Annotated in this window: 25 protein-coding genes; 18 read left to right on the top strand and 7 right to left on the bottom strand. The window is 57.1% G+C overall.

All coding sequences use genetic code 11. The features are described 5' to 3' along the window. Positions 1 to 414 precede the first annotated feature (414 nt). The 16 genes from METUNV2_RS0105380 (at position 415) to METUNV2_RS0105305 (ending at position 17,357) form a co-directional block, all read left to right on the top strand. Positions 415 to 1,092, top strand: a complete 678-nt coding sequence (locus METUNV2_RS0105380) for a heavy metal response regulator transcription factor (RefSeq protein WP_018228469.1) — start codon at positions 415 to 417, stop codon at positions 1,090 to 1,092. Between the two features lie 18 nt (positions 1,093 to 1,110). Then, positions 1,111 to 2,502 carry a heavy metal sensor histidine kinase gene (locus METUNV2_RS0105375; RefSeq protein WP_018228468.1) on the top strand — a complete coding sequence of 464 codons (1,392 nt, stop codon included), beginning with the start codon at positions 1,111 to 1,113 and terminating at the stop codon, positions 2,500 to 2,502. Positions 2,503 to 2,559: 57 nt separating this feature from the next. Continuing rightward, positions 2,560 to 2,958 carry a hypothetical protein gene (locus tag METUNV2_RS0105370; protein ID WP_157281316.1) on the top strand — a complete coding sequence of 133 codons (399 nt, stop codon included), beginning with the start codon at positions 2,560 to 2,562 and terminating at the stop codon, positions 2,956 to 2,958. A 139-nt stretch (positions 2,959 to 3,097) separates the two neighbouring features. Next, positions 3,098 to 3,433, top strand: a complete 336-nt coding sequence (locus METUNV2_RS0105365) for a hypothetical protein (protein ID WP_018228466.1) — start codon at positions 3,098 to 3,100, stop codon at positions 3,431 to 3,433. After that, positions 3,433 to 4,860, top strand: coding sequence for a TolC family protein (locus METUNV2_RS0105360; RefSeq protein WP_018228465.1), 1,428 nt, complete (start codon positions 3,433 to 3,435; stop codon positions 4,858 to 4,860). The genes METUNV2_RS0105365 and METUNV2_RS0105360 overlap by 1 nt, the downstream gene beginning before the upstream one ends. Before the next feature lie 24 nt (positions 4,861 to 4,884). Further along, positions 4,885 to 6,276 carry a multicopper oxidase family protein gene (locus METUNV2_RS0105355; protein WP_026187899.1) on the top strand — a complete coding sequence of 464 codons (1,392 nt, stop codon included), beginning with the start codon at positions 4,885 to 4,887 and terminating at the stop codon, positions 6,274 to 6,276. Positions 6,277 to 6,292: 16 nt separating this feature from the next. Continuing rightward, positions 6,293 to 6,775 carry a cupredoxin domain-containing protein gene (locus tag METUNV2_RS0105350; protein WP_018228463.1) on the top strand — a complete coding sequence of 161 codons (483 nt, stop codon included), beginning with the start codon at positions 6,293 to 6,295 and terminating at the stop codon, positions 6,773 to 6,775. 24 nt (positions 6,776 to 6,799) lie between these two features. Beyond that, complete coding sequence (locus METUNV2_RS0105345) at positions 6,800 to 7,129, top strand: copper-binding protein (protein ID WP_026187898.1); 330 nt, start codon at positions 6,800 to 6,802, stop codon at positions 7,127 to 7,129. A gap of 92 nt (positions 7,130 to 7,221) precedes the next feature. Next, entirely contained in the window at positions 7,222 to 7,527 is a 306-nt protein-coding gene (locus METUNV2_RS0105340; protein WP_018228461.1) for a hypothetical protein, read from the top strand. Positions 7,528 to 7,603: 76 nt separating this feature from the next. Next, positions 7,604 to 7,864: a DUF2933 domain-containing protein gene (locus tag METUNV2_RS19505; RefSeq protein WP_081618511.1), complete on the top strand. Its 261-nt coding sequence runs from the start codon at positions 7,604 to 7,606 to the stop codon at positions 7,862 to 7,864. Then, positions 7,861 to 8,520 carry a methyltransferase family protein gene (locus METUNV2_RS0105330; protein WP_018228459.1) on the top strand — a complete coding sequence of 220 codons (660 nt, stop codon included), beginning with the start codon at positions 7,861 to 7,863 and terminating at the stop codon, positions 8,518 to 8,520. The genes METUNV2_RS19505 and METUNV2_RS0105330 overlap by 4 nt, the downstream gene beginning before the upstream one ends. A gap of 44 nt (positions 8,521 to 8,564) precedes the next feature. Further along, positions 8,565 to 8,879, top strand: a complete 315-nt coding sequence (locus METUNV2_RS20335; RefSeq protein WP_081618510.1) for a heavy-metal-associated domain-containing protein — start codon at positions 8,565 to 8,567, stop codon at positions 8,877 to 8,879. A gap of 98 nt (positions 8,880 to 8,977) precedes the next feature. Further along, positions 8,978 to 11,320 (top strand): heavy metal translocating P-type ATPase, encoded by a 2,343-nt coding sequence (locus tag METUNV2_RS0105320; protein WP_081618509.1) that lies wholly within the window; start codon positions 8,978 to 8,980, stop codon positions 11,318 to 11,320. A gap of 51 nt (positions 11,321 to 11,371) precedes the next feature. Then, complete coding sequence (locus METUNV2_RS0105315) at positions 11,372 to 12,619, top strand: TolC family protein (RefSeq protein ID WP_232415614.1); 1,248 nt, start codon at positions 11,372 to 11,374, stop codon at positions 12,617 to 12,619. Between the two features lie 191 nt (positions 12,620 to 12,810). Then, complete coding sequence (locus METUNV2_RS0105310) at positions 12,811 to 14,214, top strand: efflux RND transporter periplasmic adaptor subunit (RefSeq protein WP_442921800.1); 1,404 nt, start codon at positions 12,811 to 12,813, stop codon at positions 14,212 to 14,214. Positions 14,215 to 14,225: 11 nt separating this feature from the next. Next, positions 14,226 to 17,357, top strand: a complete 3,132-nt coding sequence (locus METUNV2_RS0105305; RefSeq protein WP_018228454.1) for an efflux RND transporter permease subunit — start codon at positions 14,226 to 14,228, stop codon at positions 17,355 to 17,357. A 366-nt stretch (positions 17,358 to 17,723) separates the two neighbouring features. Here METUNV2_RS0105305 and METUNV2_RS18935 read toward each other — a convergent pair whose 3' ends face one another. From METUNV2_RS18935 to METUNV2_RS0105285, 4 genes are all read right to left on the bottom strand, one after another. Continuing rightward, positions 17,724 to 18,698, bottom strand: coding sequence for a three-Cys-motif partner protein TcmP (locus tag METUNV2_RS18935; protein WP_018228453.1), 975 nt, complete (start codon positions 18,696 to 18,698; stop codon positions 17,724 to 17,726). Between the two features lie 140 nt (positions 18,699 to 18,838). Further along, on the bottom strand, positions 18,839 to 19,828 hold the full coding sequence (locus METUNV2_RS0105295; RefSeq protein WP_018227468.1) for an IS5 family transposase: 990 nt from the start codon (positions 19,826 to 19,828) through the stop codon (positions 18,839 to 18,841). Positions 19,829 to 19,883: 55 nt separating this feature from the next. Further along, positions 19,884 to 20,114 (bottom strand): hypothetical protein, encoded by a 231-nt coding sequence (locus METUNV2_RS19815; protein ID WP_018228452.1) that lies wholly within the window; start codon positions 20,112 to 20,114, stop codon positions 19,884 to 19,886. A gap of 5 nt (positions 20,115 to 20,119) precedes the next feature. Then, complete coding sequence (locus METUNV2_RS0105285; RefSeq protein WP_018228451.1) at positions 20,120 to 20,866, bottom strand: DUF5131 family protein; 747 nt, start codon at positions 20,864 to 20,866, stop codon at positions 20,120 to 20,122. A 321-nt stretch (positions 20,867 to 21,187) separates the two neighbouring features. On the opposite strand from METUNV2_RS0105285, the gene METUNV2_RS0105275 reads away from it, so the two are divergent. Further along, positions 21,188 to 22,177, top strand: a complete 990-nt coding sequence (locus METUNV2_RS0105275; RefSeq protein WP_018228450.1) for an IS5 family transposase — start codon at positions 21,188 to 21,190, stop codon at positions 22,175 to 22,177. Between the two features lie 79 nt (positions 22,178 to 22,256). Here the strand turns inward: METUNV2_RS0105275 and METUNV2_RS19810 are convergent, their stop codons facing one another. From METUNV2_RS19810 to METUNV2_RS20390, 3 genes are all read right to left on the bottom strand, one after another. Continuing rightward, positions 22,257 to 22,430 carry a hypothetical protein gene (locus METUNV2_RS19810; RefSeq protein ID WP_157281313.1) on the bottom strand — a complete coding sequence of 58 codons (174 nt, stop codon included), beginning with the start codon at positions 22,428 to 22,430 and terminating at the stop codon, positions 22,257 to 22,259. Between the two features lie 112 nt (positions 22,431 to 22,542). Continuing rightward, a complete protein-coding gene (locus METUNV2_RS18925; RefSeq protein ID WP_232415613.1) occupies positions 22,543 to 23,178 on the bottom strand; it encodes a transmembrane anchor protein in 636 nt (211 codons plus the stop codon). After that, the gene (locus METUNV2_RS20390) at positions 23,144 to 23,488 is read right to left on the bottom strand and encodes a HupE/UreJ family protein (protein WP_442921799.1); all 345 of its coding nucleotides are present in this window, start codon (positions 23,486 to 23,488) and stop codon (positions 23,144 to 23,146) included. The genes METUNV2_RS18925 and METUNV2_RS20390 overlap by 35 nt, the downstream gene beginning before the upstream one ends. On the opposite strand from METUNV2_RS20390, the gene METUNV2_RS20385 reads away from it, so the two are divergent. Next, the gene (locus METUNV2_RS20385; protein WP_442921804.1) at positions 23,390 to 23,818 is read left to right on the top strand and encodes a hypothetical protein; all 429 of its coding nucleotides are present in this window, start codon (positions 23,390 to 23,392) and stop codon (positions 23,816 to 23,818) included. The two genes, METUNV2_RS20390 and METUNV2_RS20385, sit on opposite strands and share 99 nt — an antisense overlap. Positions 23,819 to 24,045: the final 227 nt, after the last annotated feature.

Below are 24,045 nucleotides of genomic sequence, written 5' to 3'. Positions count from 1 at the left end.
TTATCGGGCGATTGGTATGTATGCGAAAAATAAGGAGAATTTCTACTCAATAGACGATGTTGGCCGGTTGTTTGGCCGGTTGTTTGGCCGGCGAGTGGCTAAACAGGGGGATCCTGGCACGTCACGCCGGAAGGAATCGAACCCGCGTCCGCCGACCCGACCAAAAGCACACCCATTTTGCACCCCTTCGAGCTGGGCAAGTACGACAAGATCCACTACGCCATTCGCCCCAGCAGATAACAACAAGAACAAGCCGAGCGCCTTCTTCATGGCGATTCTCCGTACCGCAATGGAGCCAGTTTGGTCTGTGCCAACCAACAAATTTCTGACACAAAGATTACATTTCTGTCATCGAACACCTCTGTGATGAAAAGCTGCGCAGAATGCATCTAAACCTGCTTCCAAGGCAATTTTGTGAAAATCCTGATCGTCGAAGATGAGCTTAAAATCGGCACCTATGTCCAGCAAGGACTGGTGGAGGCCGGGTTTGTCGTCGATCTGGATCGTGATGGCGCGGATGGTTTGCATCACGCCCTGACCGAGGCTTATGACCTGATAGTCCTCGATGTCATGCTGCCGGGTATGACCGGCTGGCAGATACTGGAGGGCATTCGTCGAGCGGGCAAGGATGTGCCGGTATTGTTCCTGACCGCCCGTGACCACGTGGAGGACCGCGTCAAAGGACTGGAATTAGGTGCAGACGATTATCTAGTCAAACCCTTTGCCTTTTCGGAATTGCTGGCGAGGATACGCACACTGCTCCGGCGCGGTAGTCGCAGCAAGGAGGCCGAAGTCCTGCGTGCGGCGGACCTTGAGCTCGATCTCCTGCGTCGCCGGGTCAGCCGGGGCGGCAAGCGCATCGAGCTGACGGTCAAGGAGTTTGCCCTGCTCGAACTGCTGCTGCGCCGCCAGGGGGAGGTGTTGCCGCGTTCCCTGATCGCCTCTCAAGTGTGGGACATGAATTTCGACAGCGACACAAACGTCATTGATGTTGCCGTACGCCGTCTGCGAGTCAAGATTGACGATGACTTCGACGCCAAGCTGATTCACACCGTGCGCGGCATGGGTTATGTCCTGGAAACGGCGTACTGAGCCATGTCACGCCGCTCCATGACTTTTCGTCTGACACTGCTGATTTCCGTGGCAGCAACAGCCATCCTGTTGTTGCTGGGCATTCTTGTCGGCACTGCAGTCGAACGACATTTCCGTCACCACGATATGGAAATGCTGGAAGGCAAGATGACGCTGGCGACACATGCCATTGAGAATGCCGCCACGGGTGATGCAATGGCAGCCATTTCACGTCAACTGGGCGACGCCCTGGTTGGACATGCCGACATCGAGATACAGGTAAAACAAGCAGACGATACGACTATTTTTGCGAGCGAACATGCAAACTTTCCCAATCACCTGCTGGCGCGCCAGCCAGCCTCGGTCGATCTGAGTGCAGTCAGCTGGCGCACGGAAAGCGGGCGCTTGTACCTAGGCATTGCCCGTGATGTTCGTTCGCCAGCCAAGCCCGATACGGCATTTCAGGTGATGGTGGCCACCGACATTACTCATCAGGACAGCTTCATGCGGGCGTTCCGCCGAACGCTTTGGTCAGCGGTTGCCTTGGCAATGTTCCTCACGGGCGTGGCGACTTGGTACGTAGTGCGCCGCGAAATGCAGCCTTTGCAGGCGATTCGCCAGGAGGCCTCCGGCATTACTGCGCGGCGACTGGATCAACGTCTTTCTTCCGCTGCTGTGCCGGCCGAACTGGAACCGCTGGTAGACACCTTGAATGAAATGCTGGCACGCCTGGAGAGGTCTTTCCAGCGTTTGACCGAGTTTTCCTCCGATCTCGCTCATGAACTACGCACGCCGCTCAGCAACCTGCTCACGCAGACTCAGGTGACCCTTACCAAAGCGCGCAGCCCAGACGAGTACCGTGAAGTGCTGGCCTCAAATGCCGAGGAACTAGAACGTCTGTCGCGCATGGTCAGCGACATGCTATTCCTTGCCCAGGCAGATCATGCAATGGTCATTCCCACGCGGGAGCCGGTTGATCTGGCTAGCGAAACCCAGGCTGTGTTGGACTTCTATGAGGCGCTTGCCAGCGAAAAACACATTGCTTTGTCACTCGCCGGCACGAGCAGCATGAGTGGCGATCGGCTCATGCTGCGCCGCGCACTCAGCAACCTCTTGTCAAATGCCATTCGCCACACACCGGAAGGCGGAGCAATCAAGGTCGTGCTGTCCTCTGCCGAACAGGCCGTGCAGATTAGTGTAAGCAATACGGGTGACCCCATTCCCGCCGAATTGCATACCCGTTTGTTTGACCGGTTTTACCGAGTGGATGCCTCGCGCGAACGCATGGGGCAAGGTGCAGGACTTGGATTGGCGATAACCGATTCCATCGTCCGTGCCCATGGAGGGGAGATCAAGCTATGTTCGGAGGGCGACATGACTAAATTTACCCTGATATTTCCGCAGCTTGACAACGCGTTAGCCGCTTCCTAGGCTGACTTCCACTTGCCCAGCCCTCATCCTATGTTCAGGCGCCTCATCATCTGGATCATGCTGATTGCACTTCCGTTGCAAAGCTATGCAGCGGCCAGCATGCTCTATTGCGCGCCCCTGCATCATGGCATGGTCATGCAGACCATGGTGCCTGGGGATACGCAGGCGATCCTGGGTGACAATGCAGATACCGTCCTGGCCCATGCCGAGCATTGTGACATGGCGATGGCTGGCGACGATGACGACACCTCCGATCAATCGTCCCAGCCACACAAAGTGGCCGGCAAATGTAGTGCGTGCAGTGCTTGCTGCATGTGCACGATGGCTGTGTTCTGCTCCCCAGCCGACTGGCTGACCTCCTCCGGTGCCGCCATCATGGCACCCCATCCAGTCGATACCCTGACCAGTGTTTCTCTCGAAGCACTGCAACACCCTCCTCGAAGCTCCTCACGCTGACGAGTCTGCGCTTGCAGAGGTCTATGCACGCCTGAACCGCGTGTCGAAAGCCTGGCGCGTTACCCAGTAACGCCTGCATTCGCGATGTTCCCGTGGCGGCATTGCCGCTCACTCAAACGACAAGCGACGTGAGGAAATCATGTTCAAGACGATGAAGTCGGTTCATAAGCCGGCCATGGGGCTGACCTTGCTGGTCGGCGCCCTGATGCATTCCCCAACATTTGCAGAAGAAAAATCCATTCCCGCCATGGATCCGCAGGCGGCCGCCCCGAAGGCGCTCTATCAGTCGGCCTTCGACGGTTATCAGGCCTGGGATGATGCTCCCATGAAGGGCTGGCGCGAAGCCCATGACGATGTGATGGGCAGTGGCCATGCCGGGCATGCCCAGCCTGCTGCCAAAGGTGCTCCCAGTGCAGCTACCGGCAAGCCCGACCCGCATGGGGGACATTCGATGAAGCATGGAGGGCAGCACTAATGAACACGCTATTCCATTCTTCAAAGGTCCGGCTGATTGCGGCATTGCTGGCTAGTTCCGTACTGGCCGGCTGCGCAAGCTTTTCAGCCGATGGCGGCTTCAACCCCGTTGAGAAGACGACAAAGGAACGTCTTGGCAAGGACGTGAAATGGGCACGCTCCGGCGAGGATCAGAACACCATCGACAGTCGCGTGGCCGAACTCCTGAACAAGCCGCTGAGCGTGGATGATGCCGTGCAGATTGCACTGCTCAACAACAAAGGACTACAGGCTGCCTTCTACGAGCTGGGGATTTCGGAGGCTGATCTGGTGCAAGCCGGCCGTCTGCCCAATCCGCGCTTCTCCATGCTGCGTGCCCGGCTTGAAGATGAGTACAAGATCGAACAGGCCTTCACTTTCAATATCTTTTCGCTGATCACCATGCCCTTGGCCCAGAAGGTTGAGGAGCGCCGCTTCGCTCAGACTCAGCGGCAAGTGACGTCCGAAGTCCTGCGGTTAGCCGCCGATACGCGCAAGGCGTATTACACCGCTATCTCTGGCCAGCAGACAGCCGACTACATGGGGCAAGTCAAGGATGTCGCCGAAGCGGGTGCGGAACTTGGCAAGCGCATGGCTCAGGTTGGCAATTGGAGCAAGCTCACGCAGGCGCGTGAACAAGGCTTTTATGCCGATGCTGTTGCGCAAGCGGCACGTGCGCGACAAGCAGCGACCTCATCTAGAGAGCAACTCACGCGCTTGATGGGGCTTTGGGGAAAACAGCTCGACTACAAACTGCCGGAGCGCTTACCCGATCTGCCCAAAATGGCCACCGACCTGCCTGACATCGAATCGTTGGCCATGCAGCAGCGGCTTGATTTGCAGGCCATCCGCCTGGAAACCGAAGGTCTGGCTAGCAATCTGGGTCTGACTAAGGCGACGCGTTTCATCAATGTGCTGGAGTTCGGCCCTGCTCGCGTGCTGGAAGGCCACAGGTCCGACCCCTACAAGAAGGGCTATGAGATCGGCTTCGAACTGCCTATCTTCGACTGGGGTACAGCCAAGGTCACCAAGGCTGAGTCGATCTACATGCAAGCCCTCAATCGCGCTGGCGAGATGGCCGTCAATGCACGCTCAGAGGTACGCGAGAGCTACCAGTCCTATCGCACCAGCTATGACATCGCCAAGCACTACCGCGACGAGATCGTGCCGCTCAAGAAGCGCATCTCCGAAGAGAACCAGCTGCGCTACAACGGCATGCTGCTCAGTGTGTTCGACTTGCTCGCCGATGCACGCTCGCAAATTACCACGGTGAATGGCTACATCGAAGCCCTACGTGATTTCTGGCTGGCACAGGCCGATCTCGATATGGCGCTGATCGGTAAGCCCAGTCCCAGCAACGTTCCGGCATCCATGGGTGCCGTTGCAGCCAACGAAGGTGGCGGCCACTGAGTCGTCCATAACAAGGAAAATCACATGACCTCACGTAGAGACTTTTTTCTGGGTGCCGGTGCTGTCGCATTGGGCGCTGGGCTTGTCAGCAAGGCAGGCGCAGCATCGTTGCCTGAAGCCCCCACCATGAGCAAGGCCAGTACCCAAGGCCCGCTGATGCCACCCAATGGCCGCCCCTACAACCCCGTCGTCACGCTGAATGGCTGGACGCTTCCCTGGCGCATGAAGAACGGTGTCAAGGAGTTTCACTTGGTCGCCGAGCCGGTCGTGCGTGAAATTGCCCCCAGCATGAAGGCACATCTCTGGGGCTACAACGGCCAATCGCCCGGCCCGACCATTGAAGTAGTGGAAGGCGACCGTGTACGGATTTTCGTGACCAACAAGCTGCCAGAACATACCAGCATCCACTGGCACGGCCAGCGTCTGCCAAATGGGATGGACGGCGTCACCGGTCTAAACCAGCGCGGCATACCGCCTGGCAAGACCTTCATGTACGAGTTCGAGGCCAAACGACCGGGCACGTTCATGTACCACTCGCACGCAGATGAAATGGTGCAGATGGCCATGGGCCTGATGGGCTTTTGGGTAACACACCCGAAAGACCCGTCGCAATATAAGGTCGACCGCGACTTTGTCTTCCTGCTTTCCGCTTACGACATTGATCCGGGCAGCTTTACCCCCAAGGTTAATACGATGCTCGACTTCAACCTGTGGACCTTCAACAGCCGTGTCTGGCCGGGGATTGATCCGTTGGTTTGCCGCCAGGGTGACCGGGTGCGTATCCGCGTCGGCAATCTGACCATGACCAATCACCCGATCCATTTACATGGTCACGAGTTCGAGGTGACCGGTACGGATGGGGGCTGGGTTCCGCCCGCTGCGCGTTGGCCCGAAGTGACAGCGGACATCGCGGTTGGCCAGATGCGCGCCATCGAATTCGACGCTACGGACCTCGGCGATTGGGCTTTCCATTGCCACAAGTCGCACCACACCATGAACGCCATGGGCCACGACGTTCCCACCCTGGTTGGCGTGGACCACAAGGGCGTGGCCGAGAAGATCAACAAGCTTATCCCCGACTACATGGTCATGGGCGACAAGGGAGGCTCCATGGAGGGCATGGAAATGCCTCTGCCCGACAACACCCTGCCGATGATGACTGGAGAGGGGCCGTTCGGCGGCGTCGAAATGGGCGGCATGTTCACCATCGTCAAGGTGCGTAAGGATCAACCGCACGGCAACTATAAGGATCCGGGCTGGTACCGTCATCCCAAGGGCACTGTCGCTTCCGAATGGAAGGGCGGCAGTAAGCAGGATATGCCCGCCGCAAAAAACGCGCCCGATGCAAGGACTTCCATCAACCCGGGCGACACCGTCATGAAGGCCCGCAAGGGTAGCAGCAGCCACAACCATTAACTAGAAAGGAAACACCATGAAATCCCCCAAGCACTTTGTTATCAGCACTCTTGTCTCGATGGCGGCATTGACAGCAGGCAGCACCATCGCACACGCCGACGCAGGCCACAGTCATAGCGGCCATGCGGCTTCCATCGGCAAACCTGGTAAGGCAAGTCAAGTGACTCGTACGGTCAATGTCGACATGACGGACAACATGCGTTTCACTCCCGCAAAAATCGAAGTCAAGAAGGGTGAAACCATAAAGTTCCTTGTCAAGAACAGCGGCCAGGTGCGCCATGAAATGGTCCTGGGCTCTGTCGCGGAGTTGAAGGCGCATGCTGAACAGATGCGCAAGCATCCGGAGATGGAGCACGATGACCCGAACCAGGTGCAGGTCGACCCCGGCAAAACCGGGCAGTTCATCTGGAAATTCGCCAATGCAGGAACGTTTGACTTTGCCTGTCTGCAACCCGGTCACTTTGAAGCCGGTATGGCTGGCAAGGTTGCCGTCAAGTAACCCCCCCACTAAAGGAGTCTCAACATGAAACTGATTACTACCACTTTGGTTGCACTGAGCATGGCCTTGTCTTCGGTGGCCTATGCGGATGATGCCCACCACCCCGAGAAAGCAGCGGCTGCTGCGCCGGCAGCGCTATCAAGCGGCGAAATCAAGAAGATCGACAAGGAAGCTGGCAAGGTCACCATCAAGCATGGCCCCCTGGTCAATCTGGACATGGCGCCCATGACCATGGTGTTCCGTGTCAAGGAAGCCGCCATGCTGGACAAGGTCAAGGTCGGTGACAAGGTGAATTTTTCTGCCGACAAGATCAACGGTGCGCTGACCGTAACCCAAGTTGAGCTTGCGAACTGAGTAGTACCGTAGGTTGTGGCTGGGGCGGGCGCTCCAGTCACCTCAAAGGCTGAAGCCAAGAAGGGCCAAAGCCATCACTCAAGGAGTCTGTCATGAAGAAATCGGTTCTGTCGGTTCTGCTATCCGCCGCCCTCGTCGTTGCGTTTCCGGCCATGGCGATGGATCACGAAAAGTCCATGGACAAGGAAATGCCAATGAAGAAAGACATGCCAATGAAAAAGGATATGCCGATGAAGGAGTGCATGTCGATGAAAGAAGGAATGCCGATGAACGAATGTCCACATATGAAGGAGGGTATGCCAATGAAGCCGGCGGCCGGCAAGGCTTCGGAAAAATCGCCGCGGGAAGATGCTGCGTCGGCCCACGACAAGCACAACCACCCTCGTGACGGCAAATAAGCATACTGAGCGTAGCAGAATGACTCTGCAATGAGTCCATCCGTTCCGCTCGCCACCCTTTTCTGGAGGGCCGTATATGGAACAACCACATGAAAACCATGAAACGCCACCTAGTTTCTGGCGCTCCCGTTTCGCGATTGGCTATCTTGTCATCGGCGCAGTCGCGGCCTATTACCTGCTAACCGAACATCTGGCACACGTCGTCGGTGTCTTGCCCTATCTGATTCTGCTGGCCTGCCCCTTGATGCATATCTTCATGCATGGTGGACATGGGCACGGAAGCCATGGGCATCAGCATAGCCAGAACAAGAACGACAAGAATGGGAGCCCATCATGAACCACGCGACCAATGCTTACGGACTCTGGTCTCTGGTCTTGATCAATTCGGCGATTTTCATCTTTTTCGCCTTCAGCTTCTTCAAGCCACAGACTTCGCGCGACTGGCGCACCTTCGGCGCTTTCTCGGCCTTCATCGTGGCCTTGTTCGTCGAAATGTACGGTTTCCCGCTGACCATCTATCTATTGTCGGGATGGTTGCAGACCAAGTATCCGGGGCTGGACATCCTTTCCCATGAGACAGGCCATCTATGGGCAACCCTGCTCGGTGAGAAAGGCGATCCGCACTTCGGCGTCCTACATATCGCCAGCTATGTCTTTCTTGGCTACGGTTTCTATTTGCTATCGAAAGCCTGGCATGTGCTGTACCACGCGCAGCGCCGTCACAGCCTTGCCACAGCGGGGCCTTATGCCCGTATACGGCATCCGCAATATGTTGCATTTGTGCTGATCCTGCTCGGCTTTCTATTGCAATGGCCGACGCTGCTGACCTTACTTATGTTCCCCATCCTGCTGCTGATGTACGGTCGGCTGGCGGTCAAGGAAGAAGAGGAAATGCGTGCGCAGTTCGGTGATGAGTTTGATCGTTATGCCCGGAAGACCCCTCGGTTCTTTCCGCGCTGGGGGCAAAGCGAGCTCGGCCGCCATGAAAACTGAGCTTGTCATTAATTGCTGTCTCTGTCGCAGAGCAGGCCGAGTCTATGTGCTTGTTCCTCTCTGTCTATCGTCTTAAACAGTGTGCAAAGGAGTGCTATCTGGAACAGATCGAACTTGATGTAACGGGCATGACATGTGGGGGGTGTGTCTCGAGAGTCAAACAAGCCATGCTCGACGTACCCGGGGTTTACATTGCAGAAGTGGATTTGGCGAAAGGCGTGGCCCGGGCCAGCGGAGACAATGCCAGTGCCTTGCAGGCTGCGCTCATTCACGCCCTAACGAAAGCTGGCTATCCAGCGACGCCGCTTGGTTCCGCTACTGGCAGCACGCGTACTGGCGGTGGCTGTTGCGGGCATTGACTTGATGCCAAAGGTCATGGCGGATTGGGTTCTTTCTTTCATCAACAAACCGTGAAGACCTACACCGGAATCAAATCTAAATACTCGGGAGAATAAACATGGACCACCATGCTCATAAACATGCGCATCACACCAATCCGCCGCCAGAACCTAATGCCGGGGAGCTGAAAGACCCCGTCTGCGGCATGGTGGTCAAGGCAGACTCTTCCCATGTTTATCGATACGTCGATCATGATTACCGTTTCTGCAGCACCAAATGCCGCGACAAGTTCGTTGCCGACCCGGCGAAGTATGTGACGGACGCAATCCCCGCTGCACCGCAGGCTCACCCGGTACCGACCGGGACGATCTACACCTGCCCCATGCATCCGGAGATTCGCCAGGACCATCCGGGCTCTTGCCCGAAATGCGGGATGACGCTGGAGCCGGAATTACCTTCGGTAGAGGATGAAGAGGATCCTGAACTGAAAGATTTCACCCGCCGCTTCTGGTGGACGCTGCCGCTCTCCATCGTCGTCGTCATTCTGGCCATGTTCGGCCACCGCTATGGCTGGCTGGAGCCACAGACCCAATCTTGGGTCGAGCTCGTTCTCTCCCTGCCGGTCATCCTCTGGGCCGGCTGGCCTTTCTTCCATCGCGGCTGGCTGTCGGTGATGCTGCGCAGCCCAAACATGTGGACATTGATCGGTCTCGGCACCGGGGCTGCCTTTGTCTACAGCCTGGCGGCAACCTTGATCCCGGGTGCATTTCCCGAGTCGTTCTTTTCCATGGGGCGGATTGCGGTTTATTACGAAGCGGCGGACGTGATCATTTCCCTGACCTTGTTGGGACAAATGCTTGAACTCAAGGCCCGCTCACAGACTTCAGCCGCCATCAAGTCCTTGCTCGGCCTCTCGCCAAAAACTGCGCGGCGCATTGGTGCAGATGGCAGCGAGGAAGACGTGCCGCTCACCCATGTGCATGTGGGTGATCTTCTGCGAGTTCGCCCAGGCGAAAAAGTCCCGGTGGATGGTTTGGTGGTCGAAGGCAGCAGCGCAGTTGATGAGTCCATGCTGACGGGCGAGCCGCTACCGGTCAGTAAGCGTGTCGGTGACAAGGTCATCGGCGCTACCATGAACACTAACGGCGCGCTGGTCATGCGCTCGGAGCGTGTCGGCTCGGAAACCATGCTGTCGCAGATTGTGCAGATGGTGGTACAGGCACAGCGCTCGAAAGCGCCGATGCAGCGCCTTGCCGACGTGGTGGCCGGCTATTTCGTCATGGTGGTCGTCGTTATTGCATTACTGACCTTTGTCGGCTGGGGTGTATGGGGACCTGAACCGAGCTGGGTGTTCGGGCTCATCAACGCAGTGGCCGTGTTGATCATTGCCTGCCCCTGCGCGCTGGGTCTGGCTACACCAATGTCCATCATGGTGGCTACTGGCCAAGGCGCCACCCGCGGCGTACTGTTCCGTGATGCAGCCGCCATCGAAAATCTGCGCAAGGTCGACACCTTGATTGTGGACAAGACGGGCACGCTGACGGAAGGCAGGCCGCGTTTTGATCGTGTCGTTCCGGCCGCGGGCTTTGATGCCAACGAAGTTTTACGGCTCGCCGCCAGCCTGGACCAAGGCAGCGAACATCCGCTCGCCGATGCCATCGTTCAGGCGGCCCGAGAACAGGCGCTCAGTCTCGATAAGGTCGAGGACTTTGAGTCTTCCACCGGCATTGGTGTGCATGGTCGCGTGGTCGGAAAGTTGCTGGCACTTGGTAATACTGCGCTGATGGAACAGGCCGGGGTTCAAGTGGCCCCCCTAGTAGCGGATGCCGAACGCCTGCGTAGCGAAGGCGCCAGCGTGATGTATCTCGGTGTCGACGGAAAGCTGGCGGGTCTGCTGGCTGTGTCTGATCCAATCAAGTCGAGCACTGCGGAAGCGCTTGCCATGTTGCGACAAGTCGGCATTCGTCTGGTCATGGCCACCGGCGATGGCTTGACCACCGCCAAGGCCGTGGGTGCGCGATTGGGCATTGATGAAGTGCATGGCGAGGTAAAACCCGCCGACAAGCTGGTTTTGGTCGAACAACTCCAAAAAGCCGGGGCCGTGGTTGCGATGGCTGGCGATGGCATTAACGATGCGCCTGCACTGGCTAGAGCCGATGTCGGTATTGCCATGGGCACAGGTACGGATGTCGCCATGAACAGCGCACAACTCACGCTCGTCAAAGGCGATTTGCGTGGCATTGCTTTTGCCCGGGCTTTGTCGCAGGCAACGGTAGGCAACATGCGCCAGAACCTGATTTTTGCATTTCTCTATAACGCTCTCGGCATTCCGATTGCCGCCGGCCTCCTGTATCCCGTGACCGGGTGGCTATTGTCGCCCTTGATTGCAGCGCTGGCGATGAGCCTTAGCTCTGTTTCCGTGGTCGGCAATGCCTTGCGCCTGAAGTGGAGGAAATTCTGATGAAGCAAACAGATGTTGTGGAGAGAGTCTGAGATGTCGTCGTTAAAAAGCTTGCAGAGCCTGCTTTTGGGGCTGGCCATCAGCAGTACCGCCTTGGCTCAGGAGCCGCCGCTGGGGCGGAATGTCGAAAGCCTGCTGGAATATGCCAAGCCCCGGAATCCGGAATATGCGGCAATGCAGGCGGAAGCCGATGCATCATTCGAGCGCATCAACCCGGCGGGCGCGTTGCCCGACCCTCGTTTCAGAACCGAGTTGCGCGACATTACCAAAATGGGCGAACAGAACGCCACGCTGGCGCCCAGTAAGGTCGGCAGCACCCGCTATTTGCTGATGCAGGAACTACCTTGGTTTGGCAAGCGCGACCTTAAACGGGAAATCGCCGAGCTGGAGGCAGATGGTGCCAAGGGGCAGCTCATGGGAGCTTGGGCTGATATTGCCGGGCAGATCAAACTCAATTTTGCGCAGATGTATTACGCCTATCGTAATGAACAGCTGACCCGCGAAATCCTCGATCTGATGAGCCGTCTGGAGAAGGTCGCGCAAGCCCGCTACGCTGGGGGCCTTGCGGCACAGCAGGATGTGATCCGAGCTCAGGTCGAGCAGACCAACATGCGCAACGAACTGATTGCCGTTGAGGCTGAAAAAAACTATCTGCGGGCACGCCTGAATGCGCTCTTGGCCCGGCCAATCAACTCACCGATGCAGGAACCGGCTCAGCTACGCAAGCTCCCCCAGCCCGTTGCGCTTGAGCTCGCTGCGCTTGAAGACCGGGTGCGCGCCCGGAATCCCCAATTGTTCGCCGCGGAAGCCAAAATCAGGGCGGCCGAGAAGAACCGTGATCTGACCTACAAGAACCGTTACCCGGATGTCACGCTAGGGGTTTCACCCATGCAGTATCAGAACTCGGTCAAGGAATGGGAGCTGATGTTCGAGTTCAGCATTCCCCTGCAACAAGGCACGCGCCGCGCTCAGGAGCGGGAATCGGAATCCATGCTAACCGCTGCCAGAGCGCGCAAGGAGGCAACCGCCAACCAGATTCTGTCTCTGCTGGGCGAAAGCCTGGCCGGCTTGGATGCCGCTCGCCGGACCGAGACGCTACTGACGAACAGCCTCTTGCCGCAGGCCGAGCTGACCTTCAAGGCCGCGCTGGCCGGCTATGAGAACGGCAAGGTTGATTTCGCAACGCTGCTCGATGCACAGCGGCAGATACGTCAGGCACGACAAAACCAAATCAAGGCTGAGGTGGACGCGCAAGTGCGCCTAGCCGAAATTGAACGACTGTTAGGGGAAGAACTATGAATCGGGGTTCAGGATTGGCCGTTGGGGCCCTGGTTGCTGTGTTGGCGGCAGGTGGTGGATATTGGATCGGTCAGCGTGGGGCTTCTCATGACTCAGCAGGAGCGACCGTAGGAGGGGCTGAACGCAAGATTCTGTTCTACCGCAATCCAATGGGGCTGCCCGACACCTCAACAGTGCCAAAGAAAGACCCGATGGGCATGGACTACATTCCTGTCTATGAAGGGGAACAGGAAGCGGAACCCAGCAGCGCCAACCAGATCAGGATTAGTAGCGAGAAGGTCCAGAAACTTGGCGTGCGTACCGAACTCGCGCAATTGCAAACGCTCGACAAGCTTGTCCGCGCGGCCGGCCGAGTCGAACCGGATGAGCGTCGCCTTTATACGATTTCACCTAAGTTCGAGGGCTATGTCGAACGCCTGCATGTCAGCATAACCGGGCAGCCGGTTGGCAAGGGACAGCCGCTGTTCGAGGTGTACAGCCCGGAGCTGGTGTCTGCTCAGCGCGAATACGCCGTTGCGGCACAAGGCGTCGAGTCGCTCAAGGGCGCTGGTGACCAAGCCCAGGCAAGCATGCGTCAACTGGCTGATTCCAGCCTGCTGCGTTTGCGCAACTGGGATATTTCGGATGAGCAGATTAAGGCGCTGGCCAAGTCGGAGGAAGCCCGTCGGACATTGACCTTTCGCTCACCGGTTAGCGGCATCGTGATCGAGAAAAAAGCGGTGCAAGGCATGCGCTTCATGCCTGGAGAGGCGCTGTACCAAATTGCCGATCTTTCCTCGGTATGGGTGATTGCGGATGTCTTCGAGCAGGATATTGGTCTCGTCAAAACCGGTGCGAAAGCCCTGGTGCACATCAATGCCTACCCCGACAAACGCTTCGAAGGCACGATCAGCTACGTCTATCCTACGTTACAGGCTGACACGCGGACGGTTCAGGTACGGATCGAGCTTGCCAATCCGGGGCAATTGCTCAAGCCGGGCATGTATGCTCAGGTAGAGCTGCCCGTCGGTGGTCGCAGCAAGGTGGTCGTCATTCCGAATTCTGCCGTCATCGACAGCGGCACTCGGCGCATTGTGTTGGTGCAGGCCGGCGAAGGTCGCTTCGAGCCACGCGAGGTTCGGTTGGGGCAACGCAGCGATAATCAGGTGGAAGTGCTGGACGGCATCAAGGAAGGCGAAGCCGTTGTCGTTACCGCCAACTTTCTTATCGATGCAGAAAGCAATCTCAAGGCGGCTGTCGGCAGCTTTGGCCATGCCAGTCATGGTGCTGCGCCCCCAGCTTCCCAGGGAGAAGCCACATCTTCCGGTGCAAAGCCCACCACAGTTGGACATCAGGCAGAAGGAGCGGTCGAGGAGATCGATCTCAAGATGGGTGCCGTCACACTTAATCATGGTGCAATTGCCAGCCTCAAATGGCCCGCCATGAGCATGGAGTTCCAGACGGCAAACCCGGCGCTTCTGAGCAGTATCAAGGTCGGCATGGCGGTGAAATTCGAATTCGTCGAGCGCAAGGCTGGTGAATGGGTCATTACCCGCATTACGCCGCAACAGCCGGCCAATTCCGGTTCGGCCACCAATCCTCACGCTGGCCACTGACGGGGAACAGTATGCTCGCCAAAATCATCGAATGGTCGGGACGCAACCGTTTCCTAGTTCTGCTGGCTACCCTGTTTGTCATCGTCGGTGGCATCGTTGCCGTCATGCGCACGCCGTTGGATGCGCTGCCCGACCTTTCTGACGTGCAGGTCATCGTCTATACGGAGTATCCGGGGCAGGCGCCCCAGGTCGTCGAAGATCAGGTTACTTATCCGCTGACATCGGCCATGCTGTCGGTGCCGAAGTCGAAAGTGGTTCGCGGCTTTTCTTTCTTCGGCGCCTCTTTCGTCTACATCATTTTCGAGGACGGCACGGATATCTACTGGGCGCGCTCCCGGGTACTGGAATACCTCAACTCCGCCGCCGGACGCATGCCCAAGGGGGTGACCCCACAGATCGGCCCGGATGCCACTGGGGTCGGCTGGGTCTATCAATACGCCGTTCTGGCCAAGGACAAGAGCCTGGCGGAACTGCGCACCTTGCAGGACTGGTATCTACGCTATCAACTGACCAAGGCGCATGGCGTTGCTGAGGTTGCCTCCATCGGTGGCTTTGTGCAGACCTATCAGGTCACTGTCGATCCAGTCAAACTGCGCGCCTTCGGCATCCCCCTGAGCAAGGTAAGCCAAAGCATTCGCGAATCCAACCGCGATGTCGGCGGGCGGGTCGTCGAGATGGCGGAGACCGAGTACATGATTCGCGGCAAGGGGTATTTGCGGGGGATTTCCGACATTGAGAACTTGGTGGTCAAGACCAGCAATGGTACGCCGGTACTGGTCAAGGACATCGCACGCGTCGAGCTGGCGCCGGATGAACGGCGTGGTCTCACCGAGCTGAACGGAGAAGGCGAGGTTGTTTCGGGCATCGCCATGGCGCGCTATGGGCAGAACGCGCTGGAAGTCATCCACAACATCAAACAGAAAATCGGTGAAATTTCCTCTGGCCTACCTGAGGGTGTCACGATTGAGGCCGTCTATGATCGCTCGGAACTGATTCACCGCGCCATTGACACCCTGAAGCGCACCTTGATCGAGGAAAGCCTGATCGTGGCGCTGGTATGCATGGTGTTCCTGATGCACTTCCGCAGCGCCCTGGTGGCCATCCTGATGCTGCCGGTGGGCGTCTTGATTGCCTTCATCGCCATGCGGCTGCTCGGCATGAACTCTAACTTGATGAGTTTGGGCGGAATTGCCATTGCCATCGGCGCGATGATCGATGCCGCCATCGTCATGATCGAGAATGCCCACAAGCACATCGAGCGGCTGCCGGCGGAGCACTGTCATGCCGAACGAATCGAGGCAATGATTAAAGCTTGCAAGGAAGTCGGCCCGGCGCTGTTCTTCTCTTTGCTCATCATCACCGTATCTTTCCTGCCCGTGTTTACACTGGAGTCACAGGAGGGGCGCCTGTTTGCGCCTCTGGCCTACACCAAGACCTTTGCCATGGCCGGCGCGGCTTTGCTATCGGTGACGCTGGTTCCTGTGCTGATGATGCTTTTCATACGAGGCAAGATCATGCCGGAAGCCCGGAATCCGGTGAATCGCTTCCTCATCTGGGGCTATCGTCCGATCATTGCAGCGGTCATGCGCTGGAAGAAGGCCACTGTGCTGGTGGCCATTCTTGCGCTGCTGGTTTCCATTTTTCCGGCCAGTCGACTTGGCTCCGAATTCATGCCGACGCTGAACGAAGGAACACTGCTCTACATGCCGTCTTCGCTGCCTGGCATGTCGATCACCAAGGCAGGCGAGCTTCTACAGACGCAAAACAAGATCATCAAAAGCTTTCCGGAAGTCGCCTCAGTCTATGGTAAAGCGGGACGCGCCAATACCGCTACCGATCCGGCACCGACCGAAATGTTCGAGACGGTGATCAACCTCAAGCCGGAATCTGAATGGCGAGCCGGCATGACCACCGACAAGCTCATCGCCGAAATGGACAAGGCCTTGCAATTCCCCGGCGTCTCCAATGCCTGGACCATGCCGATCAAGGCACGGATTGACATGCTGTCGACCGGAATACGAACGCCTATCGGCATCAAGGTCTTCGGCAAGGATCTCAACGAAATGGAGCGCCTGGCACGCGAGATCGAAACCGTGGTCAAGGCAGTTCCCGGCACGACCTCAGCATTCGCTGAACGTATTACCGGCGGCTTCTACCTGAACATCGAACCCGATCGTACCCAACTGGCGCGTTACGGCCTGACGATTGGGGAGTTGCAGGATGTAATCGGTCAGGCGCTGGGTGGCGAGATGGTAACCACCACGGTCGAAGGACGCGAGCGCTTTGGCGTTACGGTGCGCTATCCGCGCGAATTGCGTTCAGACCCGCAGCTCATCGCCCGCGAAGTACTGGTGCCGACCATGGATGGTGGCATGATTCCGCTGGGGCAACTGGCCAGGGTCGAAGTCGCCAAGGGCACGCCGGGAATTCGCACCGAAAATGCCTTGCTGTCGGCCTATATCTTTGTCGACATCCGTGATCGCGACATTGGCAGTTATGTCGCCGATGCGCGCAAAGCGGTGGCGGAACAGGTCAATTTCCCGCCGGGCTATTACGCCACCTGGAGCGGCCAATTCGAGTCCATGGAACGCGCCATCGAGAAGATGAAGGTCGTCATCCCGGTCACGTTGCTGATCATCTTCCTGCTGCTCTATTTGAACTTCAAGCGCCTGACGGAGACCATCATCGTCATGCTGTCGGTGCCTTTTGCGCTGGTTGGCGGTGTGTGGCTGATGTGGCTGCTCAACTACAACCTGTCGGTTGCCGTCGCAGTCGGCTTTATTGCGCTGGCAGGGGTTGCGGCCGAAACCGGGGTCATCATGCTGATCTACCTTGACCATGCTTGGGAAGAGATCAAAGAGAAACGGCGGCAGCAGGGGCAGACACCCTCAGTTCACGATCTTTATGAGGCCATCATGGAAGGCGCTGTAGAACGGGTTCGCCCTAAGATGATGACCGTCGTCGCCATCATGGCCGGCCTGCTGCCGATCATGTGGGGCACGGGCACCGGCTCCGAAGTCATGAGCCGGATTGCTGCCCCTATGGTAGGCGGCATGATTTCCTCAACCATCCTGACGCTAGCCGTGATTCCGGCGATTTATGCACTGGTTAAGGAGTGGCGGCTAAAGAAACAGGTTGAGTAACACCCACAAGAGGCCGGCGTTAAATGAGCCGAATACGTCTCGAGTGCTCAATTACGTCACTGAGGCTGTAGTTCTTTGCTGGTCGGCGTACGCGCCCATCAGCTCCACAAACCACAATATCTTGGGAGTGATGAAGTACCTTTAACGCTTCCAGATAGTGCTGTGTTGAACCTGGGGAGCGGCTCAGGGCTTCCGCACTCGGATGTCATTTCAATGAGTCGCATGTCACGTGGGTGAATTGGGGCTGGAACGCCTACCAAAATTGCCATTTCGCATAGAAATCCGGGAAAACTTGATTCGGGCCAGTTGAAACTTGATGTGGAGTTCGCAGAGTGAGGCTGTTTGCGCGGGAAAGTTGCTCAGAATTTAGGCAATCTGCCATGAAAACCCGTCCATGACATCCGAGTGCGGCGGCCCTGGGGAGCGGCTAGCCGACTGGTAAACAAGATCCCTGATAGTGATGGGTTGGTTTAGTGCCGTCACGATCTGCCCTAGATGCTCGTGAATACCTTCAATACAGCGTTGGCGTGAGTCCGGGCCAAAATCGAATGGAGACTGCTGGGTATAACGATCATCCTTGTTCGCATCATAGCCTTGCATAAAGACTCCGGGTTCGAGCTCATGCCCAAATTCGGTAGCATGATCCCAATGAAGGTCTTTCATGACCTCATGTGCCTTGTAGTGATTGGATAGGTGGATTAGCCAGTAATCCCATGTGTTGCTACCTAGTGGGCGTACAAAGAAAAGCGTGGCGAATTGCGCTCCGGTTTCAGTCTTGATCCCGTGCGCCACATGGCGCTGCAGAATTTGGCGCCAGCGCTGCGAGTCGGTTGCTTTGAGTGTTTGGATCTGTTCCCAGGGGATGTATTTCTCTAGGCCGATCCGGGCCATGGGTTTCCGGTTGGCGGCGTGGTCGGAGATATAAGTAAGGAGCGAGCCTACATTGAAGGTCAGGATAATTTCGCTACCTTTGAGGTCTCGCATGAGACCTGCCATCTCGGCCATTGGAAGGTCGTTATAGTTGTATTGGTCCAGAACAAAAATAGCCCGCTCACCGAACCTTCGTTGCTTGATCTCGTTCCGGATGCGTGGCAATTCGGCGAGAAAGTCTGCACAACGGACAGAGGTACGCTGCTTATCCTCCATGTCAATCGCTTTATCGTCAGCGCGCCCGTTGAGCCAGTAGTTTAGATAGTCGATCGTCTCTGGTTCGATGTCGATGAAATCGTAGTTCACGCAGAGTTCACGCGGCTTGTTACGGCCACGATTTAAGGCGGCTCGGGCCTCACGTACCGCACGCATCATCAACAGCGGAGAACCGTCTACGGAAACGCTGATCAAAGCCACCCTTCCGGGATTTTTCGTCCGTGAGGCAGCAACTCCGAAATTCGCATCGTCATGACATCGAATTTCGGCTCTTTTTCAGCCCCGAATCATCGACCCGAGGCCCTTTCGGAGCTCATCGCTCCGATTTCTCGCCCTCAGGACGCACCTGTCCTGTAGGGCGCGCACAGACTTCTCTGCGACAGCACCAGATTCGCCATCGCGAACAGCACATGCAACTGCGCCGTGTTCTTCGCCAAACCCTTGTAGCGGCACTTGCGATGCCGGAACAGGTTCTTCACCACATGGAATGCGTGCTCGACCTTCGAGCGGATGCTCGCCTTGGCGTGCTCCGCCTTCTCGATGAGTTGGCGTCTCGGGTCCGTCTTGTCCAGCCTCTTGTAAGTCGAACGCCGGCGTGCGATCACGAATTCGGCCGGGCAGTCCTTCAGTTCGGGACGCTTGCCTGCACCCTGGTAACCAGCGTCGGCATGCACGTGCTTCTCCTCACCATGCAGCAGCTTGTGCGTCTGGCTCACGTCGGACGCGTTCGCCGCCGTGGCGGCAAGCGAATGAACGATGCCGGTGTGCGCATCCGTACCGATATGCGCTTTCATGCCGAAATACCACTGCTTGCCCTTCTTCGTCTGGTGCATGTCGGGGTCGCGCTCGCCCTCCTTGTTCTTCGTCGAGGGGGGCGCAGCGATCAAGGTGGCGTCGACGATCGTGCCTTCGCGCAGGATCAGCCCTTGCTGACCGAGCTGTTCGCGGATCAGCGCGAAGATGCGCACCGGCATCTCGTGACGTTCGAGCAGGCGGCGAAATTTCAGCAGCGTGGTGGCATCGGGTGCCTGACGCTCGATCAGGTCGATGCCCACGAAGCGACGCACCGCGATGCTGTCGACGATGGCATCTTCAATTCCTTCGTCCGACAGGCCCAGGCAGTTCTGGCACAGATACATGCGCAGCATCGTTTCCAGCCCGACCGGCGGACGACCGCGCTCGCCGCGGTAGTAGTGCGGCTCGATCAATGCCACCAGCTGCGACCACGGCACCAGACGATCCAGGTCGGTCAGAAACTTCTCCCGCCGCGTCGGCTTGCGACGCGCCGAGTACTCGAGATCGGCGAAGCTGGTTTGCTGTTTCATCTGGATGGTTGCGCCTATCGGGATGACCGGGGCATTCTACGGGGACGGGGTTAAATCAGTGTTTCCCTACCAAAGCGTTGGCATCCTCAACCTGATAGCAACCACCGCCGCTGAAGCCATCAATCAGAGTGAGCTGCAGCTTCGGAATATGCGCCTGCGACATGAGTGTCTGGATATAGTTACGCACATAGTTTTCAATAATGCGGTGCTTGACTGCACTGTGTTGCTCCAGAACGGGAGGCGGGGAGCCGATACGCCAAGCGTATTTGTTCTCCTTCTTAGCCATGCCGATTAGGTTCCCATGGCTTGAGCCGGCATTTCATCCCAGGTGCGGCCATGCAACTCGCGGCCATTGTGTTTCTTTGCGCGTTTGACGCCGTCAGCACCCCAGCCCCCCCACTGCTTGAAGAAGAAGGCCACTCCGGCATCTTCGCACTGTGCCCGGATTGAGTCGACCCATTCAATCTTCATCGGGCGCGCTTTCGGCCCGGATTCGCCGCCGACAATAACCCAATGAATATGGTCCAGATTGAGGAAACCAACATCCTCCAGCAAGGGCTCGACGGACAGAAACCGGATAGCGGCATTCACTGTACGCAGGTGGTCGATTCGTGGCACACCGTATTTTCTGTCCTCAACCGATACCCCAAGCCAGGCGTTAGATGGGGCCTTTTTCTTGCGAAAAATCTCGGCCATACGATCGGCCCGCTTGGTGAGAATCTGGAAGGTATGCCAATGCGCCTGCTCGATGACGTCGAAGACCTGTTTGATGTACTCGGTAGGTACGTCTTCATGGAAGAGGTCGGACATGGAATTCACGAAATAAGTGGTCGGCGTCTTGCGCAGTAGCGGGTCACGCAGACGTTGCGGCAAGAGCGTGAGCTCAAAGCCGTTTTCGTATCCCGGCGTTCTCATTGCCTGCAAGCGGCCAGCCATGCCCTCGGCATAGCAGTGCTTGCAGCCCGGTGAGATTTTGGTGCACCCGATGGTAGGGTTCCAGGTGCGCTCGGTCCATTCAATCTTGCTAACGGTGGTCATAGGTCGCCTTTTCCGTGAGTGTGCTGTTCATCTTGCAATTTGGCAATTGCCATTTCAATGACTGCCGCTTGGCCCAATGAAAGTTCCGCGCATAAAGTCTGCAGCTGGTCCGCAGCATTCGCGGATAACCAGGTTTGAAGACGATGATCCCCAGCCTCGCGCTTTCGGGCGCGAAATCCACGTTGGGCGCTAGAGATTTGTTGTTGGCGCTTTTGGGTCATTGCAAGCCGCACGTTTGATTACACTGTAATCATAGGAAACACTGATTTAACCCCGTCCCCGTAGAATGCCCCGGTCATCCCGATAGGCGCAACCATCCAGATGAAACAGCAAACCAGCTTCGCCGATCTCGAGTACTCGGCGCGTCGCAAGCCGACGCGGCGGGAGAAGTTTCTGACCGACCTGGATCGTCTGGTGCCGTGGTCGCAGCTGGTGGCATTGATCGAGCCGCACTACTACCGCGGCGAGCGCGGTCGTCCGCCGGTCGGGCTGGAAACGATGCTGCGCATGTATCTGTGCCAGAACTGCCTGGGCCTGTCGGACGAAGGAATTGAAGATGCCATCGTCGACAGCATCGCGGTGCGTCGCTTCGTGGGCATCGACCTGATCGAGCGTCAGGCACCCGATGCCACCACGCTGCTGAAATTTCGCCGCCTGCTCGAACGTCACGAGATGCCGGTGCGCATCTTCGCGCTGATCCGCGAACAGCTCGGTCAGCAAGGGCTGATCCTGCGCGAAGGCACGATCGTCGACGCCACCTTGATCGCTGCGCCCCCCTCGACGAAGAACCAGGAGGGCGAGCGCGACCCCGACATGCACCAGACGAAGAAGGGCAAGCAGTGGTATTTCGGCATGAAAGCGCATATCGGTACGGATGCGCACACCGGCATCGTTCATTCGCTTGCCGCCACGGCGGCGAACGCGTCCGACGTGAGCCAGACGCACAAGCTGCTGCATGGTGAGGAGAAGCACGTGCATGCCGACGCTGGTTACCAGGGTGCAGGCAAGCGTCCCGAACTGAAGGACTGCCCGGCCGAATTCGTGATCGCACGCCGGCGTTCGACTTACAAGAGGCTGGACAAGACGGACCCGAGACGCCAACTCATCGAGAAGGCGGAGCACGCCAAGGCGAGCATCCGCTCGAAGGTCGAGCACGCATTCCATGTGGTGAAGAACCTGTTCCGGCATCGCAAGTGCCGCTACAAGGGTTTGGCGAAGAACACGGCGCAGTTGCATGTGCTGTTCGCGATGGCGAATCTGGTGCTGTCGCAGAGAAGTCTGTGCGCGCCCTACAGGACAGGTGCGTCCTGAGGGCGAGAAATCGGAGCGATGAGCTCCGAAAGGGCCTCGGGTCGATGATTCGGGGCTGAAAAAGAGCCGAAATTCGATGTCATGACGATGCGAATTTCGGAGTTGCTGCCTCACGGACGAAAAATCCCGGAAGGGTGGCTTTGATCAGCGTTTCCCTTATGATGGCTGCAATCAAGAACGGGCGAACTTTTATATCACTATCTCCTGGGGTAAAGCCCTGCCAAAGCGGCAGAACGGAAAACTTCGGTTTCATTTCGAACCAATGACATAACAATAGAACTAAAATGAAAAGACATTGGTCTGTGTCAGCTTGATTGATTACAGGACGTGCTTCATCTCCGCGTACTGGCCTCGAGTACGAACGATCACCGTGACATCGGCGTCACCACGGTTTCGCCAGAACCAGTGTGGTTGCCACTAAAAGCGGCCTGAATCACGCCATCTCCTGCAGGCGCAGCACGTCCCTTCTTGTAGCTAACAGACTGGCCATCGCCATCGCCGTGGGTATCAAAATTCACCACGCCGCCTTCGGAAACCCAGTCGAATTCGGCTTGCTCGCCAACCTTCATACTCGACTTCACCTCGGCGCCTTGGCCGGGCTTTATCACGACACGCATTTCATCGCGCCAAGCCGAATCGTTCGCTACCGGTGTACCACTTTGTACCTGCGCTGGCATTGCGGAACCGGCGCTCCCTTTCGTCGCAACCTTTTCGGCATCCAAAGCAGCGTCAGCAGCGGCTTCTTCGGCCAACTGCGTCTTGATTTCTCCCATTTCCGTCAAGCCCAGAGCGCGTCCAATCCCGGTCGGGTCGATCGCATACTCTGAGGGAAGGACAATGGCGATCAAAATGGCCATAGTAGCGATGAATGCAATCGACGTCGAGCGAAGCAGTTGTTTAGATGTGGGAAGGTTCGTCGAGCGTCGGCTTGGTTGCGTTGTACATAAGATTTTCTCGGTGTGTGAATCAGAAAAAATAACCAGTGAGTTGATAGCCGACAAGAATGAAACAGGCACTTATCATAGCTACGTTTGCGGCGTACGCATGGCGCCAATAACCAGCTGTTCGGCGCCAATAGCTCATCGCAATCAAAATGGTGCCAAGCGCAAGCAACTGTCCGATTTCAACGCCTAGATTGAATGCCAGCAAGTTGGGGGTCAGGCCGTCAGGCGAAATGTTGTACTCGATGATCTTTGTGGACAGACCAAACCCATGGAAGAGTCCAAATACAACTGTTGCGATTTTCGTGTTGGGCTGAAAACCGAGCCAACGCCGAAGCGCCCCAACATTGTCGAGCGCCTTGTAAACCACCGAAAGGCCGATGATTGCATCAATTATGTAGCCATTTATCCGACATTGAAGTACACACCTAGAAACATCGTTGTCGAATGGCCAACAGCGAACAGCGTCATACACAAGGCAATGGGCTTCATCCGGTACAGGAAGAAAATCACCCCAAGCAAAAACAGGATATGGTCATATCCTGTAGCCATGTGCTTCGCCCCTCAAATACATAAAATGGATGATATTTACGCCAGATATCTCTTGAATGTAGCCCTTGTCGCCCTCGGCCACAGCATGGGCGTGCACCTGACTTGCGCACGCGAACGACAAGAGAAGCGTCGCTATGAGAAAGAGTGAAACTCGTTGCCAGGTTAGCCGATAGCAGCCCGGAATTACGCCAACAAATCTTTGATTCATGAACGCCATATACCCCCCTGAAATTTCCCTGCGTTCTCCGCGCTTTCTAAATCGAACGACAGCGCCCTTCAAGCCGGCTTTTACTGATCACCATCATCCTCAAGTGCGTGAAAGATTGAATATGCAGATCGTTCGCCACCATAGCAACGCCCAATCAACCCCCATCA

Origin of the sequence: Methyloversatilis universalis EHg5 (assembly GCF_000378945.1) — a bacterium.
In the GTDB taxonomy this organism is placed as follows: Bacteria; Pseudomonadota; Gammaproteobacteria; order Burkholderiales; family Rhodocyclaceae; genus Methyloversatilis; species Methyloversatilis universalis_A.
The sequence above is the reverse complement of the archived record's forward strand: the minus strand, read 5'-3'. Positions and strand labels throughout refer to the sequence as shown.